The 14620-nt window shown below is 61.5% G+C and carries 15 protein-coding genes; 2 read left to right on the forward strand and 13 right to left on the reverse strand.

Going from position 1 to position 14620, the window contains the following annotated elements:
* Positions 1 to 26: 26 nt before the first annotated feature.
* Positions 27 to 1235, reverse strand: a complete 1209-nt coding sequence (locus tag ACIX9_RS06220; protein ID WP_232298805.1) for a YncE family protein — start codon at positions 1233 to 1235, stop codon at positions 27 to 29.
* 328 nt (positions 1236 to 1563) lie between these two features.
* On the opposite strand from ACIX9_RS06220, the gene ACIX9_RS06225 reads away from it, so the two are divergent.
* Positions 1564 to 1914 carry a hypothetical protein gene (locus tag ACIX9_RS06225; protein ID WP_049789238.1) on the forward strand — a complete coding sequence of 117 codons (351 nt, stop codon included), beginning with the start codon at positions 1564 to 1566 and terminating at the stop codon, positions 1912 to 1914.
* 271 nt (positions 1915 to 2185) lie between these two features.
* On the opposite strand, the gene ACIX9_RS26330 is transcribed toward ACIX9_RS06225, so the two are convergent.
* From ACIX9_RS26330 to ACIX9_RS06265, 8 genes are all read right to left on the reverse strand, one after another.
* Positions 2186 to 2329, reverse strand: coding sequence for a hypothetical protein (locus ACIX9_RS26330; RefSeq protein ID WP_013579630.1), 144 nt, complete (start codon positions 2327 to 2329; stop codon positions 2186 to 2188).
* Complete coding sequence (gene ccsA / locus ACIX9_RS06230) at positions 2319 to 3134, reverse strand: cytochrome c biogenesis protein CcsA (protein WP_013579631.1); 816 nt, start codon at positions 3132 to 3134, stop codon at positions 2319 to 2321. The genes ACIX9_RS26330 and ccsA overlap by 11 nt, the downstream gene beginning before the upstream one ends.
* Before the next feature lie 60 nt (positions 3135 to 3194).
* Positions 3195 to 3869, reverse strand: a complete 675-nt coding sequence (locus tag ACIX9_RS06235) for a heme exporter protein CcmB (RefSeq protein WP_013579632.1) — start codon at positions 3867 to 3869, stop codon at positions 3195 to 3197.
* On the reverse strand, positions 3866 to 4345 hold the full coding sequence (gene ybaK / locus ACIX9_RS06240; RefSeq protein ID WP_013579633.1) for a Cys-tRNA(Pro) deacylase: 480 nt from the start codon (positions 4343 to 4345) through the stop codon (positions 3866 to 3868). The genes ACIX9_RS06235 and ybaK overlap by 4 nt, the downstream gene beginning before the upstream one ends.
* Positions 4342 to 5541: a cytochrome c maturation protein CcmE domain-containing protein gene (locus ACIX9_RS26780; RefSeq protein WP_013579634.1), complete on the reverse strand. Its 1200-nt coding sequence runs from the start codon at positions 5539 to 5541 to the stop codon at positions 4342 to 4344. Before ACIX9_RS26780 ends, ybaK begins: the two co-directional genes overlap by 4 nt.
* Positions 5542 to 5882: 341 nt before the next feature.
* Complete coding sequence (locus ACIX9_RS06255; RefSeq protein ID WP_013579635.1) at positions 5883 to 6542, reverse strand: nucleotidyltransferase family protein; 660 nt, start codon at positions 6540 to 6542, stop codon at positions 5883 to 5885.
* Positions 6543 to 6544: 2 nt separating this feature from the next.
* Positions 6545 to 6790 carry a hypothetical protein gene (locus tag ACIX9_RS06260; RefSeq protein WP_013579636.1) on the reverse strand — a complete coding sequence of 82 codons (246 nt, stop codon included), beginning with the start codon at positions 6788 to 6790 and terminating at the stop codon, positions 6545 to 6547.
* 19 nt (positions 6791 to 6809) lie between these two features.
* Complete coding sequence (locus ACIX9_RS06265) at positions 6810 to 7334, reverse strand: DsbA family protein (RefSeq protein WP_013579637.1); 525 nt, start codon at positions 7332 to 7334, stop codon at positions 6810 to 6812.
* A gap of 267 nt (positions 7335 to 7601) precedes the next feature.
* Here ACIX9_RS06265 and thiC point away from each other — a divergent pair, with 267 nt between their 5' ends.
* Complete coding sequence (gene thiC, locus ACIX9_RS06270; RefSeq protein WP_157477838.1) at positions 7602 to 9086, forward strand: phosphomethylpyrimidine synthase ThiC; 1485 nt, start codon at positions 7602 to 7604, stop codon at positions 9084 to 9086.
* A gap of 399 nt (positions 9087 to 9485) precedes the next feature.
* Here thiC and ACIX9_RS06275 read toward each other — a convergent pair whose 3' ends face one another.
* The 4 genes from ACIX9_RS06275 to ACIX9_RS06290 all read right to left on the reverse strand — a co-directional run bounded on the left by ACIX9_RS06275 (position 9486) and on the right by ACIX9_RS06290 (position 14594).
* Positions 9486 to 11678: a M28 family metallopeptidase gene (locus tag ACIX9_RS06275; RefSeq protein WP_013579640.1), complete on the reverse strand. Its 2193-nt coding sequence runs from the start codon at positions 11676 to 11678 to the stop codon at positions 9486 to 9488.
* Positions 11679 to 11812: 134 nt separating this feature from the next.
* The gene (gene mscL / locus ACIX9_RS06280; RefSeq protein ID WP_013579641.1) at positions 11813 to 12256 is read right to left on the reverse strand and encodes a large conductance mechanosensitive channel protein MscL; all 444 of its coding nucleotides are present in this window, start codon (positions 12254 to 12256) and stop codon (positions 11813 to 11815) included.
* Positions 12257 to 12342: 86 nt separating this feature from the next.
* On the reverse strand, positions 12343 to 12657 hold the full coding sequence (locus ACIX9_RS06285; RefSeq protein ID WP_013579642.1) for a hypothetical protein: 315 nt from the start codon (positions 12655 to 12657) through the stop codon (positions 12343 to 12345).
* A gap of 44 nt (positions 12658 to 12701) precedes the next feature.
* Positions 12702 to 14594 (reverse strand): VWA domain-containing protein, encoded by a 1893-nt coding sequence (locus ACIX9_RS06290; protein WP_013579643.1) that lies wholly within the window; start codon positions 14592 to 14594, stop codon positions 12702 to 12704.
* Between the last annotated feature and the right edge of the window lie 26 nt (positions 14595 to 14620).

The following is a 14620-nucleotide window of genomic DNA, read 5'->3' on the forward strand; positions in this document are numbered from 1 at the left end:
TATATGTTTTTGTACACGGGGCTACGTCAGGGTTTGGTCTGGGTGGCCTTTACGGCGAGGGCTACTGGGGTTCCGCCTGCGGGGAGGATGGTGAGGAGGGCGGGGCCTAGCTTGGTGGCGGTGCGGATGACGGCTACGTCGCCGGAGTGGGAGTCCGCGGCGAGGATGAGGTGCTGGTCTGCCGAGAAGGCGAGGGCGTCCGGGGTGCTGCCGGTGCGGAGGCTCGACAGGAACTTGCCGTCGTCGATGGAGTAGAGGGAGACGGAGTCGTTGCCGGAGGCGGCGACCCAGAGGGCGGAGTTGTCGGCGCTGACGACGCCGTGGGTGGGCCGGTCGCCGATGGCGTAGGTACTGCCGACGTCGTTGGTCTGGGTGGAGACCTCTGAGATGGAGTCTGAGGCTTGATTGGAGACGAAGACCTCTCCGCCGTCCGGCTTCATGGTGATGTGGGTGGGGTGCTGGCCTACGACGAGCAGGGCGAGGAGACGATCGGTGTTGAGGGAGGCGTCCTGCTTGAGGGCCCAGGAGTCCGGTGCCATGGAGAGGCCAATGGCCATGATCTGGTGGCCGGTAGAGCAGGCGACGAAGGTCTTGGCGGAGTCGGGCATGATAACCGGGCTGGTGGCTCCGGGGCAGCCTGGGAAGGTGGCTCGGAGGGTGAGGGGGGACGCTTTCTGGATGCCGATGGCGTAGATGCTGACGGAGCCGCTGGCCTGGTTGGTGACGACGACGGAGCGGTTATCAGGGGCGATGGCTATGCCGGCGGGCTGATCACCAGTCGGGGCTGAGGCGATGGCGCGTCGGGTCTTGAGGTCGAGGACGCTGACGGTGTTGGAGCCCTGGTTGGTGACGTAGGCGCGGAGGCCGTCGGGCGAGATGGCGAGGGCGCTGGGGGTGCGGTGGACGGGGATTGTGGCGACGACTTCGTTTTTGTCCGTGTCGATGACGGAGACGGAGCCGGTGGAGTCGCTGGGCTGCGTGTTGAGTGCGTAGGCTTCGTCGAGTTTGGGATTGACGGCGATGGCGGTGGGGTCGGCGCCGACTTTGAGGGTGCGGTCGGGGCGAAGGTAGACGAGGTCGAGCACGGTGACGGTGTTGCCGGTGCTGTTGGCGACGTAGGCGAACTCGCGGTAACCGGCGGGGTAGTCCGGCATGTTGTAGTGCTTGCAGGCTGCGAGGGGCAGGAGGGCTGCTGCGAGGAGGATGCCGCGTAGAGATTGGGGGGAAGAGAACACTTTTGTGAGTTTAGTGGACGGGTGGGGTGGGTGGGAAGGTGAAGTATACGGTTGCGGATTGTTCTGGGAGTGGTCGCGGTAGGAGACGGGGTTGTATCGGGGGGTCGATCCGGGCAAGATAGCTGCTATGGATGCGTCCAATGAGCCTGTCACTCATCCGAAGTCACCGCTTGCAGGACTCTCGGTCCTTGGTCTAGAGCGGGGTTTAGTCCGCAGATCAGTCTTCTTGTTTCACAACTCGATTGGATGCGTTGATGTGTTCTGTTGCGGCTGCATGATCTGACGACGGAGGATCTGGACTGGCTTCCTTCTCCCCGATGGCAACACGGTGGGGGCGCAACTGCTTCATCTGGCCGCTGCCGAGACTTACTACCAGTTCAATTCCTTCGAGGGCTTGCCCTGGCCGACGACCTCGAATGAGACGAAGCAACGGTTTGGACCTGCGATGAAGCTCGGCGACGCTGGGCGGAGACTTGTGAAGGGCCATGAGCTCTCGTTCTATGTGGAGACGCTCCACGAGGTGCGTGAGCGCACGCTGGCCGAGTTGAGGAAGCGGAATGATGACTGGCTGATGGCTATCGACGAAGACTGGGGATGGGACCGACCAACAACTTCTGCAAGTGGTTCCATGTCTGCGAGCATGAGTCCCATCATCTTGGACAGATTGACCTTCACTTAAAGGTCATTCGAGCACACAGGTTATAGCTTCGGCTTGAGTCAGCAATTTGATCTGGATTTTGCAGGTAACAATTTCGTTGCAACCCAGGCATAAGGGCTACTGAACATATGGACTTCTAAGATTCTGTCTCTATGAGCGCAACTAACCATAGATGGGTGGGTTTTTGCTTCTGTGAGTGGATGCTGTCACGTTTGCAATCCCCACGTCGTTTGCGAAACTCCTCGGACAACGAAGTCGGCGGGCTACATCCGGCTTCGTTGCTTTTTTTAGGCTAGGAGTTTTGGGGTTTGCCGATTTTGCGCCAGGTGTAGGCGATCCAGCCTACGTAACCGCCCTGGATCAGGACGACGAGGGCGTAGGCGGCGATCAAGTGGTGGCCTTCCATGCTGTTAAGGAAGCCGCGATCAAGATGCATGGTTGGGCTCCTGTCCGTAGGTGAGGCCGTCGGCTGGGGTGAGGGTAGCTTCGAGGGAGCGGAGGGTGTGTTCCTGGTCTAGGCGCTGGCGGCGGCGTTCAAGGGCAAAGCGTAAAACGAGGATGAAGATGCCCCACATGAGCCAGCCGACGGCGTTCCAGCCGAAGGCGATCCACATGGGGGCGGCCATGTGGCCTTCGCCGGTGAGGACCGGGGAGGGGTGCTGGGTGCGCCACCACTGGATGGAGAAGTAAACGATAGGGACGTCGATGGCGGCGAAGACGGAGATGACGGCTCCGATGGTGCCGGTCTGGCCGGTGGCGGAGAGACGGCGGGTCATCAGGTAGGCGACGTAGAGGAGCCAGAGGAGGAGCAGCGAGGTGAGACGTGCGTCCCAGGCCCACCAGATGCCCCAGCTCGCCTTGCCCCAGAGCATTCCGGTGGCGAGACAGATGGTGGTGAAGATGACGGTGACTTCTGCGGCGGCTACGGCGATGGCGTCGGCCGTGAGTGCGCTGAGGGGATTGCGGCGGCGGAGGTAGAGGAAGGCTATGGATGCGGCGAAGTTGACGTAGGGAAAGATGAGGCCGAGGAGCGCGGAGGGGACGTGCCAGTAGAAGATGCGCTGGACGTCGCCCATGGTGGCTTCCGTGGGGGCGATGAAGATGGCCTGGCGGAAGCCGATGGCGAGGACGATGAGCGTCGCTGCGAGCCAGAGTGCGCCGAGGAGGAGCTTTGCGGGGGACGCAGGCTGCTGAACCGGGGTGAAAGTGCGGCTTGAGGAGGGTTGCGTACTCTGCGCCATGATTTATTTTAGACCTTTTTGCGTATGCGGCTAGTCAACCGATTGATTGAGATGGGTGCGTTATTCGGCATTGAGCACGGTTTGAAACAGGAGCAGGCAGACGGTGGTGAAGGCTATGTCGTAGCCGATGAGGAGCTTGATCCAGAGGCCGGGGTCTGACTCGCCGGTGAGGATGGCGGTGGTGGCCTGGACCATGGCGAGCAGGGCGGGGATGGAGATAGGGAAGAGGACGAGGGGGAGCATGAGCTCGCGGTTGCGGGTGCGGAGGCCGAGGGCGGCGAAGAAGGTGCCGTTTGAGACCAGCGCCCAAGTGCCGAGGGGGAGGACGGCGAGGAGGAGCCAGCCCTGGCCGAGGGCGTGGAGATCGTAGAAGACGGTGAAGATGGGGGCGAGGACGAGCTCGACCGCGGTGACGAAGATGAGGTTGGCGAGGGCTTTGCCGAGGAAGAGGGCGCTGGCGGCCGACGGGGCGAGGCGCTGGGCGTCCATGACGTGGTTGCGCTGCTCGCGGGTCCAGGACTGGTTGAGGGCGGTGATGGAGGCGAAGAGGAGCGTCATCCAGAGGATGCCGCCGGCGATCTGACGGGAGAGTGCGCTGGTGGGGTCGAAGGCCATGGAGAAGACGACGACGACGAGGAGCGAGAAGAAGAGCATGCCGGTGACGGAGTCGCGGGAACGCCACTCCAGGCGGAGGTCTTTTTGGAGATGGGTGAGGACGTGGCGGAGGTAGGTCATTTGGTGAGGTCGGCCAACGTGGCGGCGGTGGCTCGGAGGTAGTCTGCGGGGGAGAGGATGAGTTGGAGTCCGCGCTGGCCGGCGGAGACGCTGATGATGTCGAAGAGCTCGATGGTCTCGTCTGCGTAGGCGGGGAAGGGTTTTTTCGCGGCTAGGACTGTTACTCCGCCGCGGATGTAGCCGGTGAGGGGCTCGACTTGCTTGAGGCTGGCTAGATCTAGTTTTTTCTGGGCGGTGGCCTGGGCTAACTTCTTCAGGTCTAGTTCGGCGTCGCCGGGGATGACTGCGAAGAAGTGCTCGCCGGAGCTTGATTCGGTGAGGAGGGTTTTGAAGACCTGCTCGGGGGGTAGGCCTATCTTGCGGGCTACGTTGATGGCGGTGAGGTCTTCGAGGTCGACCTCGTAGGGGCGGAGCTCGTAGGGGATGGCGAGCTGATCCAGGATGCGGGCTGCGTTGGTTTTGGCGGGGGGCTTCATGCTGACTCGCCTGCATTGGAACCCACCCTAGCTTCGCGAGGGTGGGGCACACGGCTCTCGTTGGTACTTACCTGGCTTACGATGGTGCCCTGGCGCATGGTGAGGGTGAGGTGGGCCAGGGGCTCGGCGAGGTGGTGCTGGTGGGTGGTGAGGACGATGGTGCGGCGGGCACCGGGGGTGTGGTGGGGCCAGGTGAGGAAGTCGGCGAGGAGCTCGACCATGGCGCTGGCGGAGGCTACGTCGAGGTTGGAGAAGGGCTCGTCGAGCAGGAGGAGCTCGGGGTCGGTCTGGAGGACTCGGGCGAGGGAGGTGCGCTGGCGCATGCCCTGGGAGTACTGGCCTACGGGGCGCTTGAGGTGGGGGTCCAGGCCTACGGAGCGGAGGGCCATCTCCGGGGAGCCCTGGCAGGCGCAGGCTCCGGGGCCCATGTGAAGCTGGGCGAAGTAGTTGAGGTTCTCCATGGCGGTGAGCTCGTCGTAGAGCATGGGGGCGTGGCTCATGTAGGCGACGCGGCCGCGCTGGAGTTGAGGGAAATCTCCGAGGACTTTGAGGGTGCCCTGGGTGGGTTCGGTGAGGCCGGCCAGGAGGCGGAGGACGGTGGATTTACCGGCACCGTTCTCGCCCAGGATGACGGTGGCGGTGCCGGCCGGGAGGGTGAGGGTGGCGTTGCGGACGGCGGCGAAGGTGCCGAAGATCTTGGAGACGTTGTGAAGCTCGGCTGCTGCGGCCGGGGTGGTCACGCTAACGGGCTGCCTGGATGGGGGTGGGGGGACTACCGAGGCGGTGGCTGCGGGCGGGCGTGCGCCGGGGGCCGGGGCGTACTTGCTGGCGCACTTGGCCTGGAGGGCGGTGGCGTGGAAGACTCCGTCGCGGCCGTAGGTTCCGATGGCGAGGGCCTGAGCGTCGTCCTTGAAGGCGTCGGGTGGCGGCTCGGAGCCCTGGTAGGCGACCTGGAGGGCCTTGCCCTGCTCCATCAGGGTGAAGTGGGCGCTGGTGCCGACACGCTGGATGCTGCCCGCCTTGACGTTGCCGGCGACGCGGAGGTGGCGGGTGTAAGCCTTGCCGCCCATACCCTGGAGCTCGGAGATGGTGACGTAGTAGCTCTTGTTGGCCTGAGCGCCGGAGATGGCGAGCCAGGCTACGACGGCTACGAGGATGACCGAGGCTACGATGATGCGGATGGGGCTCTTCTGCATGGCTCTCTTCTGGTGCTTCGGATGGGTACCCCCACCCCGGCTGTATGTATCTAAAGTCTTCAAAACAAAAGAGTTGCGTCTGAACCAAAGCGCAAACCCTTCATTCCAAGTGAGTTGCGGGCAAAGTATTCAATCGAAAGAAGTTAGCCTGGGACTCCCAAGCTGAGATCGCTTTCTTTTCCCTGCTTCTATTTTACCGAATTGCGGGGAGTGAATACCCCAACTATTTTCAGGTTTTATCTGCTTTGGAATGTTGGAGTTAGGTGGGTTTGTTTAGGGTTAAGGTACTTGACAGGTGAATTTGCTGGGGTTTTTGAGGGTTTCGCTTGAGAAATGTCTTGTCATGCAGATACGACGGATTTGCCGGATCGATCGGCTTGCTTCAGTTGTCGTTCGAACTCCCCTTCAAACGCTTTGAGCGCACTGTATACGTCTGAGGTTCGCTCGCGCATTGCGGGAGAGTTGATAAAGGCTTTGAGGTTGGGTGCCGATTTGTAGATGGCTGCGTGTTCAACCTCCCAGAAGAGACCTGTGAGGGTTGAGGCGATCTGGTATTCGCAGAGCAAGGCAGATGGGGAGTGCGGATCGACGCCGTAGTACTTGGACGCGAGTTGCTGGCCTGTTTGGCTGTCGATAACCGGGTCGGAGGTCCATTCTGGAAATTCATCACGGAGAAGTGTGTCGACTTGCGCCGCCTGTTCGGAAGGAAAAGCGAGTACGCGAATCCCAACGAGGTCTCGAAGCGCTTTGAGCGAATAAAGGTCAGGGTGCTCCTGATCGAAGAGGCGGGCCTGGCTTCTCCTTTTCAGGGCGTCGATTGCGCTGCTACAGTCTTTGATTCGTGCCTTGACGATTAGGTTTTCGTAGGTTTTCAACTGGCGGGCAACAGGCAGGATATGAAACTCGATCCGCGCTTTGAGGTCATCCGCAAGGCGCACCAGTTCAGGCAAAAGGTCCAGGTATTCCTCACGGAGGAGATCTTCGACCTTGCGGCTGGACATATCTACTGCAAGACTCTCTTCAATTCGCGGACGATTCCATCCGACAAGTGGGAGGTAGTGTAAAACTCCCAATCCTCGTTCGCTTTTTGATGTTGAATTTTTTCTGTGATCTCAGAGGCAGCCTTGTCATCGATGAACTCAACACTGAAGGCCTTTCGAACGTTCCGGTTGATATACATCATTCTGTCGAAGTTATATCTGTACCCTGCATCTTCGAGGATGTTTATCTTTTCGGTCTGCTTAGCCATTTGACGTTCCTCGAGCCCATTATAAGGCGGTTTCGATGGCTTCGGAGAGGGTGGTGTAGTCGTAGGCGGTCTTATGTTGGTGGCCGTTGATGTAGAAGGTGGGGGTGCCGGTAAGACCGCTGGCGTCGCCGGATTCGAGGTCGGCGGCGATCCGGGATTTGAACTTGTGGGTGTGGACGGCCTTCTCGAGCTTGGTGGCGTCGAGTTCGAGTTCTTCGGCCAGGTCGGCGAAGAGGTCTGTGGAGAGGGTTTGCTGGTTTTCGAAGAGGAGGTCGTGCATGGCCCAGAACTTTTCTTCTGACTCGGTGGCGGCGTACTCGGCGGCTTCGGCGGCGGGTTCGGCCATGGGGTGCATGTCGGTGAGGGGGAAGTGGCGGAAGACGAAGCGGAGGCGCTTGCCGAAGTGCCTCTGGAGCTTTTTGACGACGGTGTAGGCGGAGCCGCAACTTGGGCATTGGAAGTCGCCGTACTCGACGAGGGTGATGGGTGCGTCGGTGGGGCCCTGGGTGTGGTCCTTGGGGCCTACGGGTACGGTGAGGGGCATTGGGACTCCTTTGCTGAGGGGTTTGATGCTTGTGGAGTGGGGTTCGACTTTGGGGGTCATGGAGGAGCCAGCAAAGCGTGATGCAGAAGGAGTGGATGGGGGAAAGGAAAGCGGTCGTTTGCTACCGCAAACGATACCCCACCCTGTCGCGATGAGACCGCGCCGAGGATGGGGCACCCGATGTTGCTCGGATCTACCGGCGTATACTCTTTCGATAACGTCTACTTCATACGCAGATGGCTGCGGCAGGGGGATTTACTGGTGAGTATGGAATCGAATGGCAATGGCCACAGCAATGGCAACGGGCATCATGTGGGGAACGATTATGTTGTGCCGGTGGGGCGGGCGGAGTGGATCGTCAAACGGAAGGCTGAGGCAGAGCGGACGGGCGATACGAATATGTCGCAGATGCACTTTGCGCGTAAGGGCCTGATCACCGAGGAGATGCTGTACGTTGCGACGAAAGAGAAGATTTCGGCGGAGCTGGTGCGGAGCGAGATCGCCAAGGGGACGATGATTATCCCGGCGAATATCAATCACCCGGAGCTGGAGCCGATGGCGATTGGAGTGGAGTCGCTGTGCAAGATCAATGCGAATATCGGCAACTCGGCGTTGACTTCGAATGTGGATGAAGAGCTGCGGAAGCTGCATACGGCTGTGCACTACGGGGCCGATACGGTGATGGACCTTTCGACCGGTGGCGATATCCCGATGATTCGGGAGGCGATTCTGCGTCACTCGCCGGTGCCGATTGGGACGGTGCCGCTGTATGAGGCGCTGAACCGGGTGAAGCGGCTCGAGGATTTGAATATCGATGTGTATCTCGAGGTAATCGAGGAGCAGGCGCAGCAGGGTGTGGACTACTTCACCATTCATGCGGGAGTTCTGGTCCAGTACATTCCGCTGGTGGCGAAGCGCATTACCGGCATCGTGAGCCGGGGCGGCGCGATCATGGCGCAGTGGATGACGCATCATCACAAGCAGAACTTTTTGTATGAGAATTTTGATCGCATCACGAAGGTGATGGCGAAGTATGACGTCAGCTACAGCCTGGGCGACGGGCTGCGGCCTGGGTGCCTGGCCGATGCCTCCGATGAGGCTCAGTTTGCGGAGCTGAAGACGCTGGGCGATCTGACTCGTCAGGCCTGGAAGTCCGATGTGCAGGTGATGATCGAAGGGCCGGGACATATTCCGATGGATCAGATCAAGCTGCAGGTGGATAAGGAAGTCGAGCTTTGCGACGGGGCTCCGTTCTACGTGCTGGGGCCGCTGGTGACCGATATCGCGCCTGGATATGACCACATTACGTCAGCGATTGGGGCGGCGATGATCGGATGGCATGGCGCGGCGATGCTCTGCTATGTGACTCCGAAAGAGCACCTGGGGCTGCCGAACGAGAAGGATGTGAAGGACGGGATTATCGCTTACAAGATTGCGGCGCATGCTGCGGATGTCGCGCGGCACAGGCCGGGTGCAAGAGATAGGGATGATGCGATCTCGCACGCTCGGTACACGTTCGACTGGGATAAGCAGTTTGCGTTGTCGCTCGACCCGGAGACGGCTCGGAGTATGCATGATGAGACGCTGCCGGATGATTACTACAAGGAAGCGGCGTTCTGTTCCATGTGCGGACCCAAATTTTGCTCGATGAACTGGTCTTCCAAGGTGGATAAGTTCAATGAGAGTGAGTTTGGGCTGAAGAAGCCGGATCTGACGCAGATTATGACGGAGCAGATGGCTCTCAGAGGATAGGGAACAGGGATCAGGAAGTAGAAGACGGAGGGCTGCGACTCAGTGAGTCGTGGCCTCTTTCTTTGGTTAGAGGATGTCGCGCTGTTGCGATGAGCCGGTGACGCGCATGGCGATGAGGGCGGGGGCGACGATGACGCTGAGCAGGGCCAGGGCTAGTGCGATATCCGTGAACAAGGGGAACTCCTTTTTGATGCTTGCGGGCGGCGGTGTGACCGTTTCTGTGAGAACGATCATCGTATGCCGTGGCCCATATTGATATTCCACAATGGGCGCGGATTTGTTAACACAAAAGTGTGACCGGGGCATTACCTGCGGTGTTCTTTCCCGAAATGGGAAACGCTCCACGGTGAGGATTTTACATAATCCTCTCCATGGAGCGTTTTGACGGGTTTGTGGGAGCTATTTTGCTGCGGCTTCGAGGATGGCTGCGGAGCGGTTGACGGCGGCGGTGAGGGATTCGATCTGGGTCTGGGTACGGGCTTTGTCGATGGCGTCGATGCCTTCATTGACGCCGGGGATGACGACGGCGGCGTAGCCAGTGAACTCGCCGGGTGCGTAGATGGTGTGCTTGTACCAGGCGCGGTGGGGGAGACCGGCTGGGTCTAGGAGGGCGTCTTCAGCCGAGCGGAGAGCTGTGTTGAGGGTAGCTGTGTTGGACGGGGTGAGTTGACGCTGGCGGATGACTACGCCTGCGGCTGCGAAACGGTTGGCTGCGGATTCGAGGGCGGCAAAGTCGAGGCCCATCGCGGATGAGCGCGATTTGGCTGCTTCGATGTAGCCCTTGAGTTGGGTTCCGTAGGCCTGGTAGTCGTAGGGGAGGACGTCGGCGTCGGCCATGTGGAGGATCTCGAGGCCGAAGACGCGGGCCTGCTGCTGCTCGTAGACGAAGGTGGGGTCGGCGTTCTTGATGAACCAGTTGTAGTTGTCGAAGACGGAGTGGTAGACGCCGTAGGGGCCGCCGGAGCCGATGTCGGTTGCGGGGACGCCCTGGTGCTGGAGGAAGGGGGTGTAGTCGGAGCCGGAGCCGAGGTCGCCGATGCGGATCTCACCGGCGGTGCCTCCGTTGCGGCCGGCGGGACGTGCGCCGCGGGTTGCGCCGCCTTCGTCTTCGCTCTCGTTGCGGCGATCGGTCTGGCCTTTGAGCCACTGGTCGTAGACGGTGCCGCCGGCGGGTGAAGGGACCTCTCGGGTGACCTCGCGGACGAACTGCTTGAGGGATGGGACGGCGGAAGCGTTAAAGTTGGGGCCGGAGACGCCTACGTCTGTGTTGAAGTAGGCGACGGCGTTGCGGAGCTGGGTGGGATGGGCTTCGACCCACTCGGTTGAGCCGATGAGGCCTTCTTCCTCTGCGTCCCAGGAGCCGATGACGATGGTGCGCTTGGGCTTCCAGCCCTGCTTGAGGAGGTCGCCGAGGCCGTGGACGGTTTCAAGCATGGCGGCGGTGCCGGAGTTGGGGTCGACTGCGCCGTAGACCCAGGCGTCACGGTGATTGCCGGCTACGACCCAGTCGTTCTTCTCTGCGGGGTCTGTGCCGGGGATGGTGCCGATGACGTCCCAGATGGTGCGGAGCTTGGTGTCCTGCTCGAGGTGCATGTGGACCATGATCTTTGGTCCGCCGCCTACGTGATAGGCGAAGGGGAGTGCGCCTTGCCAGGCGTGGGGGGCGGCGGGTCCGCCGAGTGCTTCGAGGATGGGGGCGGCGTCTTTATAGGAGAGGGGGTTGGACGGGATGCTGGGCCAGTTGGCCTGGATCTTGTCGGCGGGGATGCGCTGGGAGTCGGGGAGGTTGGGGGTGGAGGCGATGCCGGGGGTGGTGGCGTCGCCGGGGTAGATGGGGAGGAACTGGACTGCGCCGCGCTGGACGGCGGAGTCTGGGCGGTAGGGGCCTTTGGGGTACTTGTCGCCGCGGAAGTAGCCGTCGTCTTCGGGGTCGGAGAAGATGAGCACTCCGGCTGCTCCGGCCTTCTGGGCGTCGTAGACCTTGATGCCGCGGTAGTTGGCGCCGTAGCGGACGATGACGATCTTGCCCTTGACGTCTACGCCGAGGTCGGCGAGTTTTTTGAAGTCGGCGGGGGTGCCGTAGTTGGCGTAGACGACCTCTGCGGCGATGTCGGCGGAGGGGGAGGAGCCGTTGAACGCGGGGAGGATGCGGGGGTCGTCCTGGAAGGGATCGCCACCGTCCTTGGTGGGGTCTACGTGCTCCGGCGAGGGGCCGGACATGAGCTTGGCGCCGGTGGCGTCGAAGGCCTCGATGACGATTTTTACGGGCTTGTTGAGGAGGACCTTGTAGGGGACGATCTCGGTCTGGAGGCCGGCGGCTTTGAACTTGGCGGCGACGTACTCGGCTGTGGCGTAGTCCTCTGGCGAGGAGGCCCAGTGGGGGGCCTTGGTGAGGGTCTTGAGGTGCTCGCCGGCGAGCTTGGAGTCCGGGATGGCCTGGAAGGCGGCGTCCCATTTGGCTTGCTGGGAGAAATCTTTATAGCCGAAGACGCTGGTGGGGGCGGGCGGGACACTGGATTGGGTGGCGGACTGGGCGAGGGCGGCGGCGGACGAAAGGGCGAGCAGGACGGGCAGGATTGCGGGACGATTCAAGAACTGCACCTCGGGTATGCAAGTGATGTGCTGCGGGGATGATCTAAGGACGGCTGAGCGGGGGGAAAGGCCGCGAGCTTAAAGAAGAAGCACGGCTGATCGCCGTGCTTCCGGGTTGGAGTGCTCGGATTGGGCTAGACGGGCTGCGTGCAGAATTTGCAGCGGGTGGCCGCGAGGGGGACGTCCGAGAGGCACTGGGGGCAGGGCTTGGTGGTGACCGCGGCGGGAGGATTCAGGCGGGCGAGGAGCTTCCCGATTGGCATGACGACGAGGAAGTAAAGGACGCCGGCGACGATGAGGAAGTTGATGACGGCGTTGAGGAGCTTCCCGACGTGCAGCTCGCCTGGTGGGATGTAGTTGGCGGGAAGCGGGCTGGGCGGGGTGACGGCGTGAAGGACCGGCATGTGGATGACGAGGGAGGAGAAGTCCGGCGTGCCGGCGATGGCGGAGATCAGGGGGGTGATGATATCGGCGGTGAAGGAGGCTGTGATTGCGCCGAATGCTGCTCCGATGATGACGGCGACTGCGAGGTCGACTACGTTGCCGCGAAGAATGAAGTCGCGAAATCCCTTGAGCATTGAGTGGTCTCCGTCTGAATGTTGAGGCTGGGAAAGCTGGCGCTAGTGTAGCTCAAAGGAGGGATTGACAGGCGGGAAAAGAGGATTTAGCGGGAGGAGGAAAGCCAGAGGGCGTACGGGTAGAAGAGGAAGAAGAGCATCATGGCGAGGGCCATGAGATCCATGTAGATACAGAGGACTACGCCGCCGTGATAGAAGCTCCAGCGCGGCTGCATGTTGCGGATGGTATCGGCGGTGCCGACGCAGGCGATGAGGACGGGGAGGACGAGCCAGAGGGTGGCGTGGTTTTCCGGGAATCGCGAGAGGCGGACGGCGATGAGGAAGCTGATGAGGACGAGGGCGTTGGCGCGGATGAGGGATTTGCGGCGAGGATTGAAGATGACCGGGAGTGCCGATGCCATGCTGCGCGGGCCCTTTCCAATCCCGCTAGGTCAAGGATAACGGGTTATGGTTTGGAGGGTGGGGATGGAGCCTCCGTGTGCGGGGTGGGTGATTGGGCGGGCACAGGAACGGGTGGCAGGTTTTTGACGGCGGCAATGGGAAGCTCGGTTACGCCGATGTTGTTGTTGTGGAGGTCATGCATGGCGACACGGAGCGTGTACTGGCCTTTGACGGGGACGCTGATCTCCTGATGGAAGGGGATGCCGGAGTGGAGGAGCTCCTTGAAGGTGGTGGCGATGACGTTGACGGGGACTGTCTGGGCGATGGAGTTTACGAGCGTTCCGTCTGCGTTATAGACGAGGGCGACGAACTCGATGCGGGCGAGGTAGTGATCCTCAGGCGTGTGGGTGAAGAAGATGTGGGACGGGTCGGCGGCGAAGTCTACGGCGTAGCGGCGGTATGGTCCGTTGATCTTTCCGAGGACTGCGACGTTGCCCTCCACGAGCCTCGATTCTTCTTCCGTGGTGGTGGGCAGGACGCGGATTTTGAAGATGATCTGAGTCTGGGGCGGTGCGCCGTGGGCCATCGCTCGCTGCATGAGGGCGGGATCGGTGCGGGGCGTCGTTGCCGTATCTGCGGCGGTGACGGCGCTGTAGGCGGAGCCGGGCTCATCGGCGTAGTAGCCGTGGCGGTACGCGAGGGTGTAGCCGGACTGGGCGAGCTTGACCTGGATCTTGCGGTAGTTGCCGGTCCACTTGGCGTCTGTGGGGGTGTAAGCCAGGGTGTAATAGTTGGAGCCGGCGTCGATGGCCTGGGCGACGGCTTCCGTGAGGCCGTTGGTGTTGATGAAGGCGTGGCCGCCAGTGTCTTCCGCCATGCGCGTCATGGTGCCGTGTTCGTCCGCGGTCTTGAAGAAGAAGTCCGACTCGTCCTTTGCGAAGGCACCGGGATTGTGGACATACTTTGAGCCGGAGGCTGCTGCGCTGTAAGAGGGTGAGGTCATGAGGCCGCGCGCGTCGATGGGGTAGACGGCGACCTGGCTGCGTGCGAGGAGGTTGGTGGTCTCCCGGTATTCGGTTTCTGAGGAGGCGATGGCGGAGAAGGGATCGCTGGACTGGCCGGAGGTATCGGGCAGGATGTTGAGGGGGAAGGAGCCGGAGAACCAGATGAGGTTCTTGCGTCCGGGGATGCCGGCGAGGAAGCGCGCGAGCTGGTTCATGGCGTCCAGGGTGTATTTGGCGCGGAGTTGAAGCTGGAAGGAGTTCTGGTCGTTCTCAAAGGTCTGCATGTTGGCCAGAACCTGGGCGGGCACGGTGCCGCCAAGCTCCTCCGTCATCTGGTCTGTGACGCTGACAGGAGGACCACCACCCCCGGTGGCGTCATCCAAGAGAGGCGAACTCCTGCCGGTCTGTTTTGTGATGACCTTGCGCAGGACCTCCGGGTCCGAGGTGAAGCCCTGCAACATATGAAGCTGCGTGGTGAGGGTAAAGATGGCGGTGTTGGTTCCCGGGCGGGCGTTCTTCAGGTACTGAATGAGCTGTGAGCGGGCGTAGGCCTGATCGATGTGCGGAGTGTTGAGGGCATCGAGAAGGAGAACGTTGACGGCCGAGTTGACGGGGGTTGGGGTGTAGTTGGTGAAGATGCCAGGGCCGAAGTTTGGCGGCGGCGGGGCACTGGCGGCTTGTGCGGCAGTGAGAGCAGCATGCTCCTCAAACGAGCCGACCTTCTGGGGATTGTTGCTTTCCAGGACGGTGAAGTCATCCTTCTTGAGGCCGTGGATGGGATTCTTGTTTTTGTCCGTGACGACGACGTCCAGGACGACGAGGCGGGCGCGGGTGCGGAGGGTAGCTGTGGCGGGGGCTTGCTGGCTAAACGTGCGGAGCGAAAGGGAGAGAGCGATGGCGAAGAGAAGAGGTGCGCGCAGGGTCTGTCTCCTGAGAGGCGATGAGAGGTCCATTGGAAGGTGTCGTTACGATACTTTAC

The sequence above is a fragment of the Granulicella tundricola MP5ACTX9 genome (assembly GCF_000178975.2).
Taxonomy (GTDB): Bacteria; Acidobacteriota; Terriglobia; order Terriglobales; family Acidobacteriaceae; genus Edaphobacter; species Edaphobacter tundricola.

Excerpts from the sequence above, each read along its gene's own strand:
- mscL (WP_013579641.1), bottom strand. The coding sequence starts at position 12,256 with ATGCTCAAGGGATTTCGCGACTTCATTCTTCGCGGCAACGTAGTCGAC.
- ybaK (WP_013579633.1), bottom strand. The coding sequence starts at position 4,345 with ATGAAGCCCCCCGCCAAAACCAACGCAGCCCGCATCCTGGATCAGCTC.
- ACIX9_RS06260 (WP_013579636.1), bottom strand. The coding sequence starts at position 6,790 with ATGGCTAAGCAGACCGAAAAGATAAACATCCTCGAAGATGCAGGGTAC.
- ACIX9_RS06265 (WP_013579637.1), bottom strand. The coding sequence starts at position 7,334 with ATGCCCCTCACCGTACCCGTAGGCCCCAAGGACCACACCCAGGGCCCC.
- ACIX9_RS06290 (WP_013579643.1), bottom strand. The coding sequence starts at position 14,594 with ATGGACCTCTCATCGCCTCTCAGGAGACAGACCCTGCGCGCACCTCTT.
- ACIX9_RS06285 (WP_013579642.1), bottom strand. The coding sequence starts at position 12,657 with ATGGCATCGGCACTCCCGGTCATCTTCAATCCTCGCCGCAAATCCCTC.
- ACIX9_RS26780 (WP_013579634.1), bottom strand. The coding sequence starts at position 5,541 with ATGCAGAAGAGCCCCATCCGCATCATCGTAGCCTCGGTCATCCTCGTA.
- ACIX9_RS06255 (WP_013579635.1), bottom strand. The coding sequence starts at position 6,542 with ATGTCCAGCCGCAAGGTCGAAGATCTCCTCCGTGAGGAATACCTGGAC.
- thiC (WP_157477838.1), top strand. The coding sequence starts at position 7,602 with ATGGAATCGAATGGCAATGGCCACAGCAATGGCAACGGGCATCATGTG.
- ACIX9_RS26330 (WP_013579630.1), bottom strand. The coding sequence starts at position 2,329 with ATGCATCTTGATCGCGGCTTCCTTAACAGCATGGAAGGCCACCACTTG.
- ccsA (WP_013579631.1), bottom strand. The coding sequence starts at position 3,134 with ATGGCGCAGAGTACGCAACCCTCCTCAAGCCGCACTTTCACCCCGGTT.
- ACIX9_RS06235 (WP_013579632.1), bottom strand. The coding sequence starts at position 3,869 with ATGACCTACCTCCGCCACGTCCTCACCCATCTCCAAAAAGACCTCCGC.